This is a genomic window from Acinetobacter towneri DSM 14962 = CIP 107472, assembly GCF_000368785.1.
Lineage (GTDB): Bacteria > Pseudomonadota > Gammaproteobacteria > Pseudomonadales > Moraxellaceae > Acinetobacter > Acinetobacter towneri.
The window spans coordinates 142044-161121 of sequence record NZ_KB849688.1; the positions used below are offsets into that span (position 1 = coordinate 142044).

The 19078-nt window shown below is 41.7% G+C and carries 17 protein-coding genes; 6 read left to right on the top strand and 11 right to left on the bottom strand.

Annotated features, from left to right (window positions below):
* Positions 1–16 precede the first annotated feature (16 nt).
* From F947_RS02205 to F947_RS02225, 5 genes are all read left to right on the top strand, one after another.
* Entirely contained in the window at positions 17–502 is a 486-nt protein-coding gene (locus F947_RS02205; protein WP_004971655.1) for an NUDIX hydrolase, read from the top strand.
* Positions 503–506: 4 nt separating this feature from the next.
* Positions 507–1640, top strand: coding sequence for a tRNA 2-thiouridine(34) synthase MnmA (gene mnmA, locus F947_RS02210; RefSeq protein ID WP_004971657.1), 1134 nt, complete (start codon positions 507–509; stop codon positions 1638–1640).
* A gap of 12 nt (positions 1641–1652) precedes the next feature.
* On the top strand, positions 1653–2384 hold the full coding sequence (gene hflD, locus F947_RS02215; protein WP_004971659.1) for a high frequency lysogenization protein HflD: 732 nt from the start codon (positions 1653–1655) through the stop codon (positions 2382–2384).
* Positions 2385–2439: 55 nt separating this feature from the next.
* Positions 2440–3828, top strand: coding sequence for an adenylosuccinate lyase (gene purB, locus F947_RS02220; RefSeq protein WP_004971661.1), 1389 nt, complete (start codon positions 2440–2442; stop codon positions 3826–3828).
* 91 nt (positions 3829–3919) lie between these two features.
* A complete protein-coding gene (locus F947_RS02225) occupies positions 3920–4540 on the top strand; it encodes a DUF2238 domain-containing protein (RefSeq protein WP_004971662.1) in 621 nt (206 codons plus the stop codon).
* Positions 4541–4570: 30 nt separating this feature from the next.
* Here F947_RS02225 and F947_RS02230 read toward each other — a convergent pair whose 3' ends face one another.
* The 9 genes from F947_RS02230 to F947_RS02270 all read right to left on the bottom strand — a co-directional run bounded on the left by F947_RS02230 (position 4571) and on the right by F947_RS02270 (position 15364).
* Positions 4571–5197, bottom strand: a complete 627-nt coding sequence (locus F947_RS02230) for a cytochrome b/b6 domain-containing protein (RefSeq protein ID WP_004971665.1) — start codon at positions 5195–5197, stop codon at positions 4571–4573.
* A 172-nt stretch (positions 5198–5369) separates the two neighbouring features.
* The gene (gene sohB, locus F947_RS02235) at positions 5370–6332 is read right to left on the bottom strand and encodes a protease SohB (protein ID WP_004971667.1); all 963 of its coding nucleotides are present in this window, start codon (positions 6330–6332) and stop codon (positions 5370–5372) included.
* A gap of 73 nt (positions 6333–6405) precedes the next feature.
* Positions 6406–7050: a hypothetical protein gene (locus F947_RS02240; RefSeq protein ID WP_004971669.1), complete on the bottom strand. Its 645-nt coding sequence runs from the start codon at positions 7048–7050 to the stop codon at positions 6406–6408.
* 95 nt (positions 7051–7145) lie between these two features.
* On the bottom strand, positions 7146–8072 hold the full coding sequence (pstB, locus tag F947_RS02245) for a phosphate ABC transporter ATP-binding protein PstB (protein ID WP_004971671.1): 927 nt from the start codon (positions 8070–8072) through the stop codon (positions 7146–7148).
* Positions 8073–8087: 15 nt separating this feature from the next.
* On the bottom strand, positions 8088–9476 hold the full coding sequence (gene pstA / locus F947_RS02250) for a phosphate ABC transporter permease PstA (RefSeq protein ID WP_004971672.1): 1389 nt from the start codon (positions 9474–9476) through the stop codon (positions 8088–8090).
* Complete coding sequence (pstC, locus tag F947_RS02255; RefSeq protein WP_004971674.1) at positions 9476–10855, bottom strand: phosphate ABC transporter permease subunit PstC; 1380 nt, start codon at positions 10853–10855, stop codon at positions 9476–9478. The genes pstA and pstC overlap by 1 nt, the downstream gene beginning before the upstream one ends.
* A 100-nt stretch (positions 10856–10955) precedes the next feature.
* Positions 10956–11978, bottom strand: coding sequence for a substrate-binding domain-containing protein (locus F947_RS02260; RefSeq protein WP_004971676.1), 1023 nt, complete (start codon positions 11976–11978; stop codon positions 10956–10958).
* Positions 11979–12453: 475 nt separating this feature from the next.
* On the bottom strand, positions 12454–13986 hold the full coding sequence (locus F947_RS02265) for a pyridoxal phosphate-dependent decarboxylase family protein (RefSeq protein ID WP_004971679.1): 1533 nt from the start codon (positions 13984–13986) through the stop codon (positions 12454–12456).
* Between the two features lie 4 nt (positions 13987–13990).
* A complete protein-coding gene (locus F947_RS02270; RefSeq protein ID WP_004971681.1) occupies positions 13991–15364 on the bottom strand; it encodes a diaminobutyrate--2-oxoglutarate transaminase in 1374 nt (457 codons plus the stop codon).
* 494 nt (positions 15365–15858) lie between these two features.
* On the opposite strand from F947_RS02270, the gene F947_RS02280 reads away from it, so the two are divergent.
* The gene (locus F947_RS02280; RefSeq protein WP_004971683.1) at positions 15859–16563 is read left to right on the top strand and encodes an SIMPL domain-containing protein; all 705 of its coding nucleotides are present in this window, start codon (positions 15859–15861) and stop codon (positions 16561–16563) included.
* Between the two features lie 101 nt (positions 16564–16664).
* On the opposite strand, the gene proB is transcribed toward F947_RS02280, so the two are convergent.
* Together proB and cgtA are read right to left on the bottom strand one after the other, a co-directional pair.
* Complete coding sequence (proB, locus tag F947_RS02285; RefSeq protein WP_004971685.1) at positions 16665–17798, bottom strand: glutamate 5-kinase; 1134 nt, start codon at positions 17796–17798, stop codon at positions 16665–16667.
* A gap of 27 nt (positions 17799–17825) precedes the next feature.
* Positions 17826–19040 (bottom strand): Obg family GTPase CgtA, encoded by a 1215-nt coding sequence (gene cgtA / locus F947_RS02290; RefSeq protein WP_004971687.1) that lies wholly within the window; start codon positions 19038–19040, stop codon positions 17826–17828.
* Between the last annotated feature and the right edge of the window lie 38 nt (positions 19041–19078).

Below are 19078 nucleotides of genomic sequence, written 5' to 3' on the forward strand. Positions count from 1 at the left end.
CCCATGGTGCTTTTCAATGACCGCTTGGACTGCTCACGTTACTGTCGCCACCGTTATCGAAAAAAACGGAAAATTCCTGTTTGTTGAAGAACATACAGAAGGTGTGACGCATAGCGTGTTTAATCAGCCTGCAGGGCATGTTGAAGCTGGCGAAAGCTTAATTGAAGCAGCAATACGTGAAACCATGGAAGAAACTGGGCATCGGGTGAAAATTAATGCCTTACTCGGTATTTATAGCTATACTCCGCCTATGTTTCCTGACCGCACCTATTATCGCTTCTGCTTTCTAGCCGAATCGCTGCAACATGATGCGCAAGCCCAGCTCGATTCCGATATTATCGGTACTGTGTGGATGTCTGCAGATGAACTGGCTGAATCGGCACGTGCCCGAAGTCCGTTGGTACTGAAAGCGGTTCAAGATGCGCTCAGTGGTCAATCTTATCCTTTATCGCTCATTTACGAGCACCAAAATTCTCCCCTTATTTCTAGTTTGGATGCCTAATCCTATGCAACAACGTGTCATCGTCGGTATGTCAGGTGGTGTAGATTCATCTGTTTCTGCTGCACTTCTACTTCAACAAGGTTATCAAGTTGAAGGGCTTTTCATGAAAAACTGGGAAGAAGATGACGGCACTGAATATTGCACCGCGATGGAAGATCTTGCCGATGCGCAAGCGGTGTGCGACAAGCTAGGCATTAAGTTGCATACAGCCAACTTTGCGATGGAATATTGGGATCGGGTTTTTGAGCATTTTCTTGCCGAATATGCCGCAGGACGCACGCCAAACCCAGATATTTTATGCAATAAAGAAATTAAGTTCCGTGCCTTTTTAGATCACGCCATGAATTTAGGTGCAGATTTTATCGCCACAGGTCACTACGCTCGTCGTGGTGGAACGCAGTACAACTCCAAAGGTGAAGCATACGCTCCACTGTTACGTGGTTTAGATAAAAATAAAGATCAAACCTATTTCTTACATGCAGTGCATGGTCGTGAAATCAATAAAACCTTGTTCCCTGTGGGCGAAATTGAAAAGCCGCAAGTCCGAAAAATTGCCGAAGAACTAGATTTAGTCACTGCCAAGAAAAAAGACTCGACAGGGATTTGCTTTATTGGTGAACGTCGCTTTAATGATTTCTTAAAACAATATTTGCCTGCTCAAGCTGGAAAAATTGTTTTAGACGATGGCAAAGAGGTTGGTGAACATCACGGCTTAATGTACTATACGCTCGGTCAGCGTGGCGGGATTGGTATTGGCGGCTTAAAAGGTGTTGCTGAAGGTGCATGGTTTGTCCTGCATAAAGATATTGAAAACAATCGTTTAGTGATTGGTCAAGGTCATGAACATCCACTCATGCAAAGCACTATTTTATGGAGCGAAGCAATTGATTGGGTGGCAGGTGAACAAGAAATTCCAGCGTCAGGCTTCCGTTGTACTTGTCGCACTCGCTATCGCCAAGATGATCAGGACTGTGTAATTTTCAATGATGACAGCATGCCTGGCGGTGTACGTGTGGAATTTGATGAGCCACAACGTGCAGTCACTCCTGGTCAAAGTGTCGTATTCTATTCAGGCGAAGTGTGTTTAGGTGGTGGTGTGATTCACCATACCAATGCACCTAAACCCGATTTTATTTAAGGATTGTTTCGGATGACAGAGTTACCGTTTCAACAGTCACCAACTCTGAATGTTCGCCAAAATCGTGCCTTGGCGTTAGCGGGTGTGTTTCAAGCCACCCAGCTCACGCACATGACTGCACTCACAGGTCGACAAAGTATTGGTGAAAGCGGTAACTTTTATTTTGAGCAATTGATTAAAGCCAGTTTAAATATCCGTCCAAGTAGCAACCACAGTTCGCAAACTTTAGATTTTTTTAATCATTTGGCCGATATATCTTTAGGTTTAAAAACACTAGAAAGCAGCATCAACCAACCTTTTAATACTGCCCCTAAATCGCGTTTACCTAAATTATCCAATACCAAACTACCCATGTCGTATGCGATGGCACTCTTACAATTAGAAAAGAAAGTGTATAGCAATCCTAAATACGTCGAAATTATTGAACAATCGCAGCAAAAAATCTTAAAACAACTTTCATTTTTTGATCATAACTATTTGCATCCCAGTATTATTGCCAATTTAGCCCAAACTTATGTCGATACTGCGGGACAAATTAACCCGCGCATTATGGTACGTGGCAATGCAGAAGCATTTAAGGATTCTGCACATACCAACCGAATTCGAGCTTCGCTTTTTACAGGCTTACAAATGGCACACCTTTGGCGTCAACTTGGTGGCAGTTCATGGGGCATGGTATTTAGCAAACGTAAATTATTACGTGATATTCAAGATCTGGCGCGTTTACAGTATCAGGTGGTTTAAACCATGCTGAACACGCTTTTGTTTTAGGTTTAATTCCAAAGTTTAAGGAATCGATATGAACGCTTTAACCGCACTTTCTCCATTAGACGGGCGCTATGCAAGCAAATGTGATGCACTCCGCCCTTTCCTCTCTGAGTTTGGTTTAATCCATGCTCGTGTGACTGTTGAAGTGCGTTGGTTACAAGCGCTTGCCAATCGTCCTGAAATTACCGAAGTGCCAGCTTTCAGTGCTGCAACCAATGCTGCATTAGATGCAATTGTTGCAGATTTCTCTGAAGATGATGCTAACCGCATTAAAGAAATTGAACGCACCACCAACCATGACGTAAAAGCAGTTGAATATTTCTTAAAAGAAAAAATTGCCAACATTGATGAGTTAAAAAATGCAGGTGAGTTCATTCACTTTGCTTGTACTTCAGAAGACATCAACAACTTGTCACATGCTTTAATGCTTAAAAATGGTCGTGAAGTATTGGTTGCAGCGATGCAGCAAATCATTGATTCGATTGTTGCATTGGCAGAAAAACACGCAGATCAACCAATGTTGTCACGTACTCACGGTCAAACTGCAAGCCCAACAACTTTGGGTAAAGAAATGGCAAACGTGGCATATCGTCTTGCACGTCAAATCAAACAGTTCAAGCAAGTTGAGCTTTTGGGCAAAATCAATGGTGCAGTAGGTAACTACAACGCTCACCTTTCTGCATACCCAGAAATCAACTGGCCTGCACATTCTCAAGCATTTGTAGAATCTTTAGGTTTAAGCTTTAACCCATACACGACTCAAATTGAGCCACACGACTATATGGCAGAATTGTTTGATGCGCTACGTCGTTTCAACACCATTCTAATCGACTTCAACCGTGACGTTTGGGGCTACATCTCACTTGGTTTCTTCAAGCAAAAACTGAAAGAAGGTGAAGTTGGTTCTTCAACCATGCCGCACAAAGTAAACCCAATTGACTTTGAAAACTCTGAAGGTAACTTGGGTATCGCCAATGCAGTCTTGGCTCACTTAGGCGAAAAATTACCAATCTCTCGCTGGCAACGTGACTTAACTGACTCGACTGTATTGCGTAATATGGGTGTTGGTTTTGCACAAAGCTTGATCGCATTTGAAGCTTGCTCTAAAGGTATTGGCAAACTTGAATTGAACGCACAACGTATTCTTGAAGATTTAGACAATGCTCAAGAAGTATTGGCTGAGCCAATTCAAACTGTGATGCGTCGTTACAACATCGAAAAACCATACGAAAAATTAAAAGCTCTTACACGTGGTCAAGCTATGACACGTGACATGATGCTAGATTTCGTGAATGGTAATGAGTTGGAAGGCGTTCCTGCAGCAGATCGCGCACGTTTAGCGACAATGACGCCTGCAACTTACACAGGTAATGCAGCTGAACAAGCAAAACAAATTCAAGATTTAATTGCTAAAATCTAATTTGTAAAAGCATTCATCACAATACAAAAATGCGAAGCTTCGGCTTCGCATTTTTATTAGAATAAAACAAATCTTCCAACTTAAACATCACATGCAAAATCAATTCCGCATTCAACATTACTGTGCTTTAGGCTTAGTCATACTCGCCATGCTTGCTGCCAGTATTCAACCACTGGAATTTGAATCGTATCTACTGCATCAGGCAGGCACAGTTTTTATGCTCGCGGCTTTATTGATTGCGTTTAAAAAAGTAGGACTGAGTTTTTCTAGCTTTGTGCTGTATTTAATATTTTTACTGATTCATATTGTCGGAGCACATTATCTGTATTCTTATGTGCCCTATAATGATTGGATTTTGCACAGCTTTGGCTTCAATTTAGATCAGAGCATGGGTTGGTCACGCAATATGTATGACCGTTTTGTGCATTTGGCTTATGGTATTTTGCTCTATCCTGTTTTATTGCGCTTGTTTGAAGTCTGGTTTCCAAAAAACAAACCTATCGTTTTATATCTTTTGGTCATTCAATTTATCATGGCAAGCAGTTTAATTTATGAATGGGTGGAATGGCTCATTGCGCTTGGCTTATCGCCAGAAGATGCTGAAAATTATAATGGTCAGCAAGGTGATATTTGGGATGCACACATGGATATGCTTTTAGCAACGATAGGAGCAATGCTGATGGGATGCTTCTACTTGATCAAGAAACCCTAACAGGATGCCTCTTTCGTACTAAATCCAAATTTATTGCCAATACCACCACCAGAAGCCAGCTAAACTTGCGACTGAAATCATCCAGATCAACACCGTTAATACTGCAGGTTTACCCGACCCCCAAAACATGGTTTTGGCAAGCCATTTTTTAAACAATACGCTGCTTAAAGTTAAGCTCGCTAAATGCACCAATACCGCAGCTAAGAATAAATTTGCTGCAAATTCATGTAGCTCTTTTAAAGTATGACTTTGGGTATAATCGGTGAAAAATCCAACCAACACAGTTAAAGGCAATGCCAACCAAATCAACAAAATACTGAATTGAAACGCACTGGAACTGCCTGACTTTAAAAACGGTAATGAAAAAAACTGCTGTGGCTGTTTCCAATCGCGTTTTACAAATTGTTGAATCATGCCTAAACGTTTAGAAATTCCTGTCGGCTGTGTGCTGTTCAACATACTCAACACCTGCCATACGATTCGTAAAGCTAAACTAATCCCCAACGTATAGCCAAAAGCCATATGTAACTGATGCCATTCTTCCGCATCACCTGTTAAGTAAGCCCCTGTAAAACTTAGCAGCATCACCACATGCAAAAAGCGAATCATTAAATCTGTAGATGTTGATTGCTTCGCGGGCACACTATTTGTTTGCATATTCAATCTATCAAGGTGGTTTTGTTCTTATCACAAAGATATAACATCAAGCTGAATTGAAAATTAAGATGCTTAAATCAAAGACCCTATATTTTTGAATAAAAGTGAATAAAAAAATTGCGCTCAATTGAGCGCAATTTTTAGATAAATTTTAGAAGTTAGATCATCACTATTACAGTTTAGGATCACGGATTTGCAACAAACTGCTGTTGGCTTTGCTTAGGCTATCAACCAGTTTATTCATCACTGCAGGAATCAAACTGTCTGCCATTTGTGCAGCTTGCAAACCCAGTTTTTCACCCAAAGTTGGCTTTTTACGGGTTTGAATCACATAAATATCATGCTGTGGCAACAAACTTAGTAAGTATTCATCTGAGGTTTGTAACTTATCTACCAAGTTTAAATCCAGTGCATCCTGACCATACCAATGCTCACCTGTTGCCACTTTTTCAACATTCAGTTGTGGACGGTATTTTTCGACAAAGTGTTTAAATAGTACATGAGTTTGTTGCAATTCTTCTTCAAACTTAGCCTTGCCTTCTTCGGTATTTTCACCAAACATGGTCACAGTGCGTTTGTATTGACCTGCTGTGTACATCTCAAAATCTATATTTTTTTCTTTGAGCAAGCGATTAAAGTTAGGCACTTGTGCCACTACGCCAATAGAACCCAAAATCGCAAATGGCGCTGACACAATTTCTGAACCAATACATGCCATCATATAGCCACCACTTGCTGCGACTTTATCGACGCAAATCGTGAGATGGAAACCTGCATCACGCAAACGTACCAATTGTGCAGCTGCAAGCCCATAACCATGCACCATACCGCCTGGACTTTCCAAACGTACCACAACACGGTCACGTCCAGCTTTGGCCGTTGCCAAAATTAGGGTGATTTCTTCACGCAATTGCTCTACAGCAGACGCAGCAGTATCACCTTTAAAATCCAACACATAAATTTTTTGATTGTTCTTTTTACGGGCGCGCGCTTCACGTGCCATTTGTTGTGAAAGTTGTAATAGCTCGAGTTTAGATGCCGTGGTTTGCGCAATTTTTTTTCGTTGTTCATTAATTCGCGCATTCAAATGACTAATCCGAATTTCGGCAGGTAGTTTAGGTAAATGAAATAACATAAAAATGAGTTCTCAATTTAATTCGGTTTATTAGGACTACATTAGGTCAATTTCGACTTTTTCAATACTTTTTCTATCTTAAAGCAGCTTCTTTTTGAATCAATCGTAAATATCGTTTAGAAATCTGCCGAACAGCCATTAAACGTACAGCAAACCAAATTTGCCCCTGATAGCAAATCCCAATAATAAGTGCGTTGATCGGCCACCAACCAAACAGTAGAAAACTACCTCTACGCTCATGATCTGAAGGTGTAAGCATTGAATAGAAACACACTAAACCTACGCAGAAACACATTACGCAAAGAAATTCACCTACTGCACTGTGCAAGAACGGTAACTTATTTTTTTGTTGTGCTTTTACATAGCGATAAAACTTAAATTTAGCATTGGCATCAATATAGTCTCGCCAAGCCTGCCGAAAATGGGGATCACTTGCTTGCTGCTGTACCCTAAAATAAACAACAAGCACTATCACACCTGAAACTATCACAAATTGATCATACAACCAACGATGATAATTGCTCATATTGGGGCTTTGAGAAGTTGGAAACCACCCATCATGGTTAAAAAACGTTGCCAATAAAATACTCAGCAAAACCAAAAGTGCTGCTATCGTCTCTGCACTATGTTGAAATCCAAACAAGGCATCGATTATTTTTTTCGTGGCTTGGCGTGCTGGTTTTGCCTGTTGTCGTTCTTCTTGTGAAGGAAACTGCATTTTTTATTTTCGCTGCGCGTACAAAACAATCAATACTATAACAAAAAAACAGAATCCTAAGATTCTGTTTTAATAGCTTTCAGGACTTAAGCAGATTAACCAAAACGACCTGTAATATATGCTTCTGTTAATTGATGGTCTGGCTGAGTAAATACTTTTTCAGTTGCATTCACTTCAATCAAATCACCTAAATGGAAGTATGCGGTACGGTCAGATACACGCGCTGCCTGTTGCATTGAGTGCGTTACAATCGCAATCGTATATTGGGTAGAAAGTTCAGAAATTAATTCTTCTACTTTTGCCGTTGCGATTGGGTCAAGCGCCGAACATGGTTCATCCATCAAAATTACTTCTGGACTTACCGCAATGGTACGCGCGATACAAAGACGTTGTTGCTGACCACCAGAAAGACCTGTACCTGGTTGATTCAAACGATCTTTCACTTCATCCCACAAACCTGCCTTACGCAAGCTGTTTTCTACAATTTCTTCTAAATCGTACTTATCACGTGCTAAACCATGCAATTTAGGACCATAAGCCACGTTTTCAAAAATTGATTTCGGGAATGGGTTTGGCTTCTGGAACACCATGCCCACTTGCGCACGCAATAACACCACGTCAAGGTTCGGGTCATAAATGTCTTGGTTATCCAACATTACTTTACCCGTTACACGACAGCTATCAATCGTGTCGTTCATACGGTTTAAAGTACGCAAGAACGTAGATTTACCACAACCTGATGGACCAATGAAAGCAATAACTTCATTTTCATAGATATTTAAATCAATACCTTTAATCGCTTCAGATTCACCATAGTACACATGCACGTCATTGGTACTTAACTTTACATTTGATGATTTCGCTTCTTTTTTGCTTGAAGTTTGCGTATCAAATTGTGAAACAAACGAAGTCGATGATTGCTTCTGTTCTACATCGGTAGATGTAAATTGGCTTTGTTGTGGATTCACTTGCTTATCCTGTTCTAAGGAATTCTGTTTTTCTGTGCTTGCTACAGCATTCATATTCTCTGCCCTCAATTACCAGCGTACTTCAAACTTCTTACGTAACCAAATTGCAAGGCTGTTTAAGCCAATCATTAGCGCAAGTAGTACGATAATGGCTGCAGCGGTACGTCCCTCGAAGAAGTTACGCAATTCATTACCCTGCCATAAGAAAATTTGCACAGGTAACGCAGTAGATTGATCAAGTGGAGTTGCTGGTACACTGGCAACGAAAGCACTCATACCAATTAATAACAATGGTGCGGTTTCACCTAAAGCTTGTGCGACACCAATAATTGCACCCGTTAAAATACCCGGCAATGCAAGTGGGAGTACGTGGTGGAACACTGTTTGTAAACGAGAAGCACCCAAACCTAAAGCAGCTTGACGAATAGACGGCGGCACTGCTTTTAATGATGCACGCGTGGTAATAATCACTGTTGGTAAAGTCATTAAACTCAGTACCAAACCACCGACCAATGGTGCAGACAATGGTAAATGCATCCAACCAATAAAGATCGCGGCACCCAACAAACCAAATACAATAGAAGGTACAGCGGCCAAGTTATTGATGTTCACTTCAATAATATCAGTAATCGCATTTTTTGGCGCAAATTCTTCTAAGTAAATTGCCGATGCAACACCAATTGGAATCGAAATAAAGATCACAATCAGCATCATGAATAATGAACCCATGAATGCACCTGCCAAACCAGAAGTCGCTGGAGAACTACGTGAGTCTGGGCTAACAAAAATATTGGTATTGAAAGTACTTTCAATAATACCTTGTGATTCGAGCTGATCTGCCAATTGACGTACTTCAGGGCTTAATTGTTGCTGCTCATCTGGTAAGCTGCGGTCAATCTTGCCTTCTAACCATACATCGACGTTGGCATCTGCAAGCACTTTCACTTCTTTGGTTTGACCAATTAAAGAAGGATCAGCCAAGACCATGTCACGAATACGGTATGCTTCAGAACTGGTATATAAGTAACCAAGATCATCACGCTTAGCTTCAAGCGCTTTGTCTTTCGCCACAATACCATTCACGATTAAAGCATCCCAATCGACCATACCCATTTCGGTTTGCCACGCAATCATACGGTCTTCGTATTGTGCTGGTGACTCGCCTGCAATCGCCTTAGGTTTTGGACCTGCATTGACAATCGCTGGATCGAAGTAAATTGGAAGGCTCATGCTGCTTTGCCAGAACGCAGGCAAACCTTTAGATAAGATACTGCCGAATAACAATACGACAAAGAATAAACCTGCAATAACTGCCGAGAAACCCATCAAGCGGAAGGTTTTTTCCTTACGATGACGCTTACCCAATGAACTGGCGATGGTTTTTTTACGTTGTTCACGTAATTCGGCAGCAGCTTGTGGATCTAACTGATCCAAAGACGATGTATTTGAAGTACTCATTAGTCGTATTGCTCACGATATTTACGCACGATGTATAGTGCAACAATGTTCAAACCTAAGGTAATCACGAACAGGGTCAAACCAAGTGCGAAAGCAACCAATGCCTGCGGACTTGCGAAATCTGTATCACCTGTTAATTGGTTCACAATCGTAATCGTAACCGTAGATACCGCTTCTAATGGGTTTGCGTGTAGTAAAGGACTATTACCTGCAGCCAACACCACAATCATGGTTTCGCCAATTGCACGTGACGCAGCAAGTAAGAATGCACCAATCACCCCTGGTAATGCAGCTGGCATCACCACGCGACGAATGGTTTCAGATTTGGTTGCACCCAAGCCTAAAGAACCATCACGCAGCGCACGCGGCACTTGCGTAATAATGTCATCAGACAATGAAGATACAAAAGGAATAATCATGATGCCCATCACTAAACCAGCGGTTAATGCACTCGTGGCATTAATATCTAGTCCAATGATTGCACCCGCAGTTTTAAGGAACGGGCCGATGATCATCATGGCAAATACACCGTATACAATCGTTGGAATACCCGCTAAAACTTCAATGGTTGGTTTTGCCCAAGCACGGAATTTAGGAGATGCATATTCTGCTAGATAAATTGCAATCATTAAGCCAATTGGTACTGCAACAAGTAAGGCAATACCACTGACCATTAAGGTACCCCACAGCAATGGCAATAAACCATAACTGCCGTCTGCACTACCCGATGTACTAAAACCTGGGTTCCAGACAGTACCAAAGAAGAAATCCAGTGGGCTAACGAAACTAAAGAATCGCATTGCTTCACTGAACATAGACATCACAATACCGACTGTAGTCAGAATTGCGACACCAGAACATAATGCCAAAGAAATGTTGATGATTTTTTCAACTTGGTTACGTGCGCGGAATTGTTGTGAAACACGTTTCTTTGCCCACAGCAAACCAAATAAGGCCGCACAGATCACCACCGCAAGTTTGGCATAAGAACCAATGGTTTCAATTTTCGCTAATTGCTCTGCCGCTGCAACTTCGTATGCAGCAGGTGTATCACTTACACCAAAACCAGATGCAATGGCTTGTACGCGATCAACCAAAACACTTGTACTTGCAGGGTCTAGGCTTGCAGCAATGTGCGCTGGCACATTATTAATTACCACTTGCTCTAGAATACTTGGTTCAACCAAGTTCCAAACAATCAAAATTAAAAAAGCAGGAATACCACACCATAATGCTACCAACGCGCCATAATATCCTGGGCGTGAATGTAACATTGCAGAGTTATTTCCCTTACCTGCTAGGTTACGGCTCTTGCTTAACCCGATTTGATAGGCTACGGCGATAATCGCCAATAACACACCTATGAGTAGCAGATTCATGTATTCTCCACTGTTTTTTCAATTTGTGTTTTTGAAAAAACATTTCTTAGCAAAAAGCCGATGGCAGGTTGTTCCCTGCCATCAGCTGCTTTAACTCAAATTACTTAACCGCTTTACCAGCTTTGAAGTTAGCAAGAACTTGTGCACGCTCTTTGTCAGACATAGAGATCAAACCTGCTTTGTCTAATTTAGAACCTTTACCAGATACTTTCTTGCTCAAGAAGTATTCAGTAAATTGCGGTAAACCTTTGATTGATTTAAGGTGCTCACCTTTCACGTAGAAGAACAATGGACGTGATACAGGGTAAGAACCATTTAAAATTGTGTTTTCAGATGGCACTACGTTGTTTACAGTTGCAACACGTAAACGGTCACGGTTTTGGTCATAGAAACCTAAGCCGAATACACCTACTGCGCTTGGAGAAGTTTTCAAACGTGCCAGTGTTTCTGTGTAGTCACCCGCGATTTCGATTACACGACCATCCTTACGGAAAGTAGTACACGCTTTCTTTTGCGCATCTTTGTCTAATGCTTTGATTGCAGCATAAGCTTCACAGCCTGCATCAACCATTTTCTCTTGGAACACTTCACGTGTACCGTGGTTAGACGCTGGAATTACAAGTGTAATAGGCTCGTTTGGAAGTGTTTTGTCAATTTGGTTCCAACGTGTATATGGGTTAGCAACCATTTTACCTTTAGATGGTAATTGAGCTGCAATTGCTGCATATACATGGTAAGGCTTTAATTTGTAAGCCGCTTTGTTTGCGTTAGAAGCAAATACGATACCGTCGTAACCAATTTTAATTTCTAAAACTTGGTTTACGCCTGCTTTTTTACAAGCAGCTAATTCTGAATCTTTAATTTTACGAGATGAGTTCGCGATGTCGATTGTGTTATCACCCACACCTGTACAGAACTGCTTCAAACCACCTGAAGAACCGCCTGAACCAACAACTGGAGTTTTGAATTGTGGGAAAGTATTACCAAATTCTTCTGCTACAATACTTGCGTATGGTAGAACGGTTGAAGAACCCGCGATTTGGATGGTGTCACGAGCTGCGTTAGCAGTTGTTACAGCTGCTGCAGATACGGCTAAAGCAATGGCGATGTTAGTAAAGCGCATTCTGTTCTCTCTCATAGTATGCAAGTTCGGAGTACGTCACTTGTTATTAAGTTTTGTACTTATTTCGATAACTGCATTGTGGTTTTATAATATGACAACCATGTTACAGCTTTGTTACGCTTTGGTTATATTTGCTTTTCGTATCTGAAATAATTTTTAAATGATTTAAAATCAATAACTAATAAAACACTAGAGTGCTTATTTTTTTTCAGTATTTAAATTTCAAATTGTAATAATTCATGCCAATGTCATCATTATTTATGGTTTTTTCTACCAAAATTGATGGTTTATTCGCCAATTGCGTAATTTTTATGACATCCGCAGTGCATTATTTGAGCCCAAAACACCCAATCCATCACAAAATTCAAGCAAGAACGGTACAACACTTCACTGCAATATTTTTAATCAGACACAAAAAAAGCCACCGTAGTGACTTCTTTTGTTGTATTTCATAACAATCTGAATAATGAAAGCATTAGTCGATTGGTGGCGTATAAGTACCCGCGACAATCGCATCTTTAATGCGATCTGCTTCTGCCAATACTAGGCCTAACAAGTTTTTCACGTTTTCAAGTGTTGCCACTGGACTTAAAGTCGTCATCTTCAATGATTGAACATTACCGACTTTAGTTACACCAATATTGGCCTCACCACGTGCAAATAATTCATCTGCCACGTTTTGGTTCAAGCTATCCAAGAACTCTGCAGGATAACCTTCAGGCACAACACGGAACAACACTGAAGCAAATTGTGGTTCAACCAACAATTCTAAACCTGCAGTCGCTTTAATATAATCAGCAACGTCACGGGTTAGCTTCACACCATGATCAATCATAGAACCGTAAAGCTCTTCACCTAATGCTTCAATCGTCATCCAAAGTTTCAACGCATCAAAACGACGCGTTGTTTGCAATGACTTAGACACCAAGTTTGGTACGCCATGTTCTTCATCATAAGCAGAGTTCAAATATTCTGCTTCATAGTGCATGAAACGATAGTTCGCTTCATCTTTCAGTAAGAACGCACCGCACGAAATAGTTTGGAAGTAATGCTTATGGAAATCCAGTGTCACAGAATCAGACAGCTCAATACCATCAAGCATGTCACGATGACTGTTAGAAAGAATTAATGCACCACCCCAAGCTGCGTCAATGTGCATCCACGCGCCATATTGATTAGTGATGTCACGAATCTTTTTAAGCGGATCAATCGCGCCTGCATCGGTTGTACCTGCAGTCGCAACCACACACGCAACGATCTTACCTTCAGATTTTAAATGCGCCATGGTTTGCTCAAGTGCAACCACGTCCATTTGTGCATTTTCATTAACAGGTACAGTAACAACCGATTGGAAGCCCATACCCATCATCGCCATGTTCTTTTGCACAGAGAAGTGTGCATTTTCAGAACAAATGACTTTCACATTACGCATTGCATCGCTTGGAATACCATCGCGCTGAACAGACCACGGATTACCGTTTTCATCTTTCCAGTTCTTTGCAATACACGCATCACGCGCCAATAACACACCCATCAAGTTAGACTGCGTACCACCTGAAGTGAACACGCCCGCTTGACCTGCACCATAGCCAACTTTTTGACGTAACCAGTCAATTAGTTGTACTTCCATCAATGAACCTGCAGGGCTTTGATCCCAAGAGTCCATAGATTGGTTGGTTGCGTTAATGAGAACTTCTGCAATTTGGCTTGCCACCATAGTTGGACAATGCAAATGTGCCAAAGAATGTGGATGATGAACTTTTAAACTTTTGTTTAAGAAAAGCTCAACCATGCGTTCCAATGACTTTTGTACACCCAAACCTTGTTTTGCAGGCTGGAAAGAAATCGCTTCACGCAATTCTTTAATGCTGCCGCCTGTGTACATTTTGTCATTTTGCAACCATGCCGCGACTGCTTGAGTCGCTTGTTCCATTGCTGCACTGTAGTCAGCAATGGATTGAGCATCATTGCAGAGTAACGCTTTACGATGTTCTGCAAAATCTACCATAAACTTATGCGCCTCGAACTGCGACTAACGCTTCAGCAACTGCTTTCTTGAAGCGAGCGATGACTTCTACACACTCTTCTTGAGTAATGATGAGTGGACAAAGTAAACGGATTACCGTACCACCACGACCACCTTTCTCAAGCAACAATTTGTTGTCAAAACATGCAGCTTGAACAGCAGCAGCCAATTGAGAGTCTGCTGGATAAGCACCTAAACGGTCTTTTTCTTGGCGTTCATCTACAATTTCGATACCAATCATTAAACCGCGACCACGCACGTTACCAATACATGGGAATTCAACAGCTAATTTTTTCAATTCAGCTTGTAAGAACTCACCACGCTCTTGCGCATTTTGTGCAAGGTTTTGTTCTTTAATGGTTTTAAGCACCACAAGACCAGTACCCATTGCCAATTGGTTACCACGGAAAGTACCCGTGTGACCTGCAGGCTGCCATGCGTCAAACTTACGTTTAATTGCAAGTACAGCCAATGGCAAACCACCACCAACAGCTTTAGACATTACAATCACGTCTGGCTCAATACCTGCATGTTCAAATGCAAACATTTTGCCTGAACGTGCAAAGCCCGCTTGAACTTCGTCTAAAATTAAAACGATGTTGTGCTTTTCAGTCACTTCGCGGATTTTTTTCAACCATTTAATTGGTGCAGTCACTACACCGCCTTCACCTTGAATTGCTTCAAGAATCACAGCTGCAGGCTTAGTTACACCGCTTTCTACATCTTCAATGAAGTTTTCAAAATAATACGTTAAAGCATCTACACCCGCTTCACCGCCAATACCAAGTGGGCAGCGGTATTCATGCGGATATGGCATAAATTGAACACCAGGCATTAAACCATTGACTGCGTTTTTTGCAGACAAGTTACCTGTCATCGCCAATGAACCATGAGTCATACCATGATAGCCACCTGAGAAGCTGATGACTGAGCTACGACCTGTATAGGTTTTTGCAAGTTTGATTGCCGCTTCTGTGCCATCTGCACCTGTAGGACCACAGAACTGCAAGCAGTATTCTTCTTGACCACCAGGCATGTGTGAAAGTAACGCTTCAGTAAAAGCATCTTTCAAAGGTGTCGTTAAATCTAGGGTATGTAATGGCAAACCACTCGCTAAAGTGTCTTGGATGCTTTGAACCACCGCAGGATGGTTATGGCCCAATGCCAAGGTTCCTGCCCCAGCCAAACAATCTAGGTACTCAGTACCTTCAACATCGGTAACCCAACAACCCAGTGCTTTCGCTATCGCTAACGGTAATTTACGAGGATAACTACGCACATTCGATTCCATCTGACTTTGGCGAGTCAAGTAGTATTCGTTTGTGGAATGGTTGGCAGGGTTTACAGAAGTAACGCTCATATCGAATTACCATCTCTGATATGGGTTGAAAGAAATAAGTCTGGTGACTTGCGGTCCTTTGACTCGGTGCTTTTTTGATCTAGCGAGATAGAGTTTTGTTCTTCAAGACTAGGAAGCGGGATAATACCTAATTTTTCTAGAAAATAAACAGGTTTAACCCAAATATTGCCTAATTTCATCGAAAAAACATATCTTGCAGATGATTCGATTGAATTATCATCTTACATTGTGACAAAGGAAAGAAAATTTAACTCTTTCCACTTCCTTTTATACTTTTTTTTACACAATCTCTCAAGTCATGCAGCATTTATTTTCAAAATAGTATAGATCATTATTTTTATTGAATTTTATAAAGCAGTATTTACCGCAATTTTTAACGCATATTTTACAAAGCCACCACAAATTCAACTAAAAATCCTCACAAAGCAAAGCTAAAATTTAAAGCAGTTAAAACACATTTTAAAATCTCGATAATTTGAACAAAAGGTCAGAATATGCGCTTACTTTCTCTCGCTGCTACCCTGTTGGCTGTTGGTGCTGCAAGCACCGCTTTTGCCCAACAAAATGAATCTTTAAATTACAATATCATCAATGTTCAAGCTGAAGCTACACGCGAAGTTTCAAATGATCAAATGCACGCTGTGTTATATATTGAAAAAAGTCACAAACAGCCTGCTGAACTTGCATCACAAATTAACCAGTTAATGAGCCAAGCCATTGCAACTGCACGTAAGTATCCACAAGTGAAAGTTGAAACAGGTTCGCAAACCACCTATCCAATTTACGACAATGACAGTCGTAAGTTAAAAGAATGGCGCGGTCGTGCAGAGGTACGGGTACAAAGTACCGATTTTAAAGCAGCAAGCCAATTGGTGAGCGAGCTACAACAAAACTTTCAGACCCAATCTATTAATTTTAGCGTGTCTGATGCACAACGTAAAAAAGTTGAAAATGAGTTGATGGTCGAAGCGTCTAAAAACTTTCAACAACGTGCGCAAATGTTAAGTCAGGCTTGGAATAAATCGGGCTATAACTTGGTTAATTTGAACCTAAACACCAATTCTTATTTTCCGCAACCTGTTATGCGCGCGAGTATGGCTAAATTTGCTGTCGCAGAAACGGCTGTAGCTGATCAAGATATGGCAGCAGGTGAATCTAAAATTACAGTCAATGCAAATGGAACGATTCAGTTTAAATAAACTTGAAGCATGACATGCGTTGTTTAAGTAATAAAAAACCCGCTTAGATATTCCAAGCGGGTTTTTTAATAACTTCAATTGAATGATAACTTACAGCATCATCAATAAATCGCTATGTGATTGCGATGGATCATCTCCAACGAACGTGCCTCGCCTAACACCTGATGCACTTTGTCAGAAGCCAAGCCTTTGACCAAATCTGCAGAACGTGAACTAAAATTAACACGTCCCACAGCGACACGATGACCTTGTGTATCTACACACTCCACCACATCGCCACGTTCAAAATGCCCTTCTACCGCTTTTACACCCACAGGCAATAAACTGCGATGATTTTCTTTAATGGCTTTGACTGCGCCATCATCAATCACCAAACGTCCTGCCGTTTGTAAATGTGCCGCCAACCACTGTTGATGCGCTGCAATACGGTCATTGTCAGTAATGAACAGTGTACCCAACATTTCGCCCGCCATTAAACGCGCAAGCACATTGTCACTTTCACCACTGGCAATTAAAGTTGGACAACCCGATTTAGCCGCTAAACGCGCTGCACGGACTTTGGTCAGCATGCCGCCGCGCCCGAACTTGCCGCCACCACCTGCCATATCAAACAGACTTTCATCTAAAGCACGTACAGTATGGAACAGTTTTGCATTTGGATTAGAACGTGGATCGGAGTCAAACATACCTTGTTGATCGGTCAAAATAATCAACAAATCTGCATGTACCTGCCCTGCTACCATCGCAGCCAAAGTGTCATTATCACCAAAGCGAATTTCATCAGTAGAGACTGTGTCATTTTCATTGATGACAGGAATCACGCGCCATTCAATCAGGTTTTGCAATGCATCACAGGAATTTAAATAACGACGACGATCTGCCAAATCATCATGGGTTAATAGGACTTGTGCAGTTTGAATCTGGTGTTTTTCCAGCACACTTGACCAAGTCTGAATCAAGCCCATTTGACCAATGGCAGCGCATGCCTGAAGACTGGGTAGATCAGTGGGTCGATGCTCAAGTTTCATTCGCACCATACCTTCAGCCACAGCTCCCGATGACACCAAAATAATTTCGTGTCCAGCATTGTGTAGATCTGCAATTTGTCCCGCCCAATGCGAGATTGCATCCAAATCTAAACCTTGCCCATTGGCTGTGAGTAAAGATGATCCGATTTTAACAACGATTCGTTTACAACCCTTGAGCTGACGTTGCCCATCTACCACTTCTATCATCTTGTCCTCAGTCACTTTTTGTAGCGCTTAGCGTACGTAGTACACTTCTACTTCGCCATCTTCACCATCATCGTCTTCGTCATCATCGCCCAGCATACCTGCAAGACGTTGCTGACGGCGCATCTCACGATACGCTTCTTTCGCGGCAATGGTTTGTTCACGTGTTTCAGCTTCCAGCTGATCACGGAATGCTTTCATTTCTGCTGCGTACTCAGGATCTTCAACTTCGCGTTCACGTTGTTGCTCAATTTGATCCATCAAGTAATACACCACTTGCTGTGTACCTTCAGACATTAAGCCTGAAGTTTTGAACACAGGACCATCCCACTGCAATTCTTCAAGAATGTGTTTACACCATTCTTCACGTGAATCTTCAGGAAGTTGATCAAGTTTATTCAACACCAACACGATTGGTAACTTTGCCAAAGTTGGAGAGAATTTTTCCAACTCTTGCAGAATTGCTTTGGCATTGTACGCAGGATCAGAACCATCAATAGGTTGAACATCCACAATGTGCAGTAAAATACGAGTACGCGCCAAGTGTTTCAGGAAGCGAATCCCCAAACCTGCGCCTTCTGCTGCACCTTCAATTAGTCCTGGAATATCTGCCATGACAAAAGAACGATGACGATCTGCATCCACCACGCCTAAATTTGGCACCATGGTGGTAAATGGATAGTCAGCAACTTTTGGTTTTGCCGCAGACACGGCACGAATAAAGGTCGATTTACCCGCGTTTGGCATGCCTAGCAAGCCTACATCGGCAAGGACTTTCAACTCCAAACGGATTTCACGGAATTCACCTTTGGTACCATGCGTGAATTTACGCGGTGTTCGGTTGGTAGATGATTTAAAGTGAGTATTCCCTAAACCACCATCACCGCCTTGAGCGACCAATACTTTCTGACCGCTTTCGACTAAATCTGCAATAATATCACCAGAGTCTGTATCTACAATGGTTGTGCCCACTGGAACGGTCAAAACGACAGATTCACCGCCACGACCTGCACAGTTTGCGCCCGACCCGTTTTTACCACGTTCAGCGCGAAATTTACGGGTATAACGATAATCTACAAGGGTGCTTGCGTTGTCGTCGGCTTGAATAAAAATACTGCCGCCACGACCACCATCACCGCCATCTGGCCCACCAAATGGTACAAATTTCTCTCGGCGAAAACTGGCTACGCCATTGCCACCGTCGCCAGCCTCTACGGTAATGACTGCTTCATCAACAAAGCGCATCTTGCCAATCCTCTAAAAACTTTAAAAGCCGTATATTC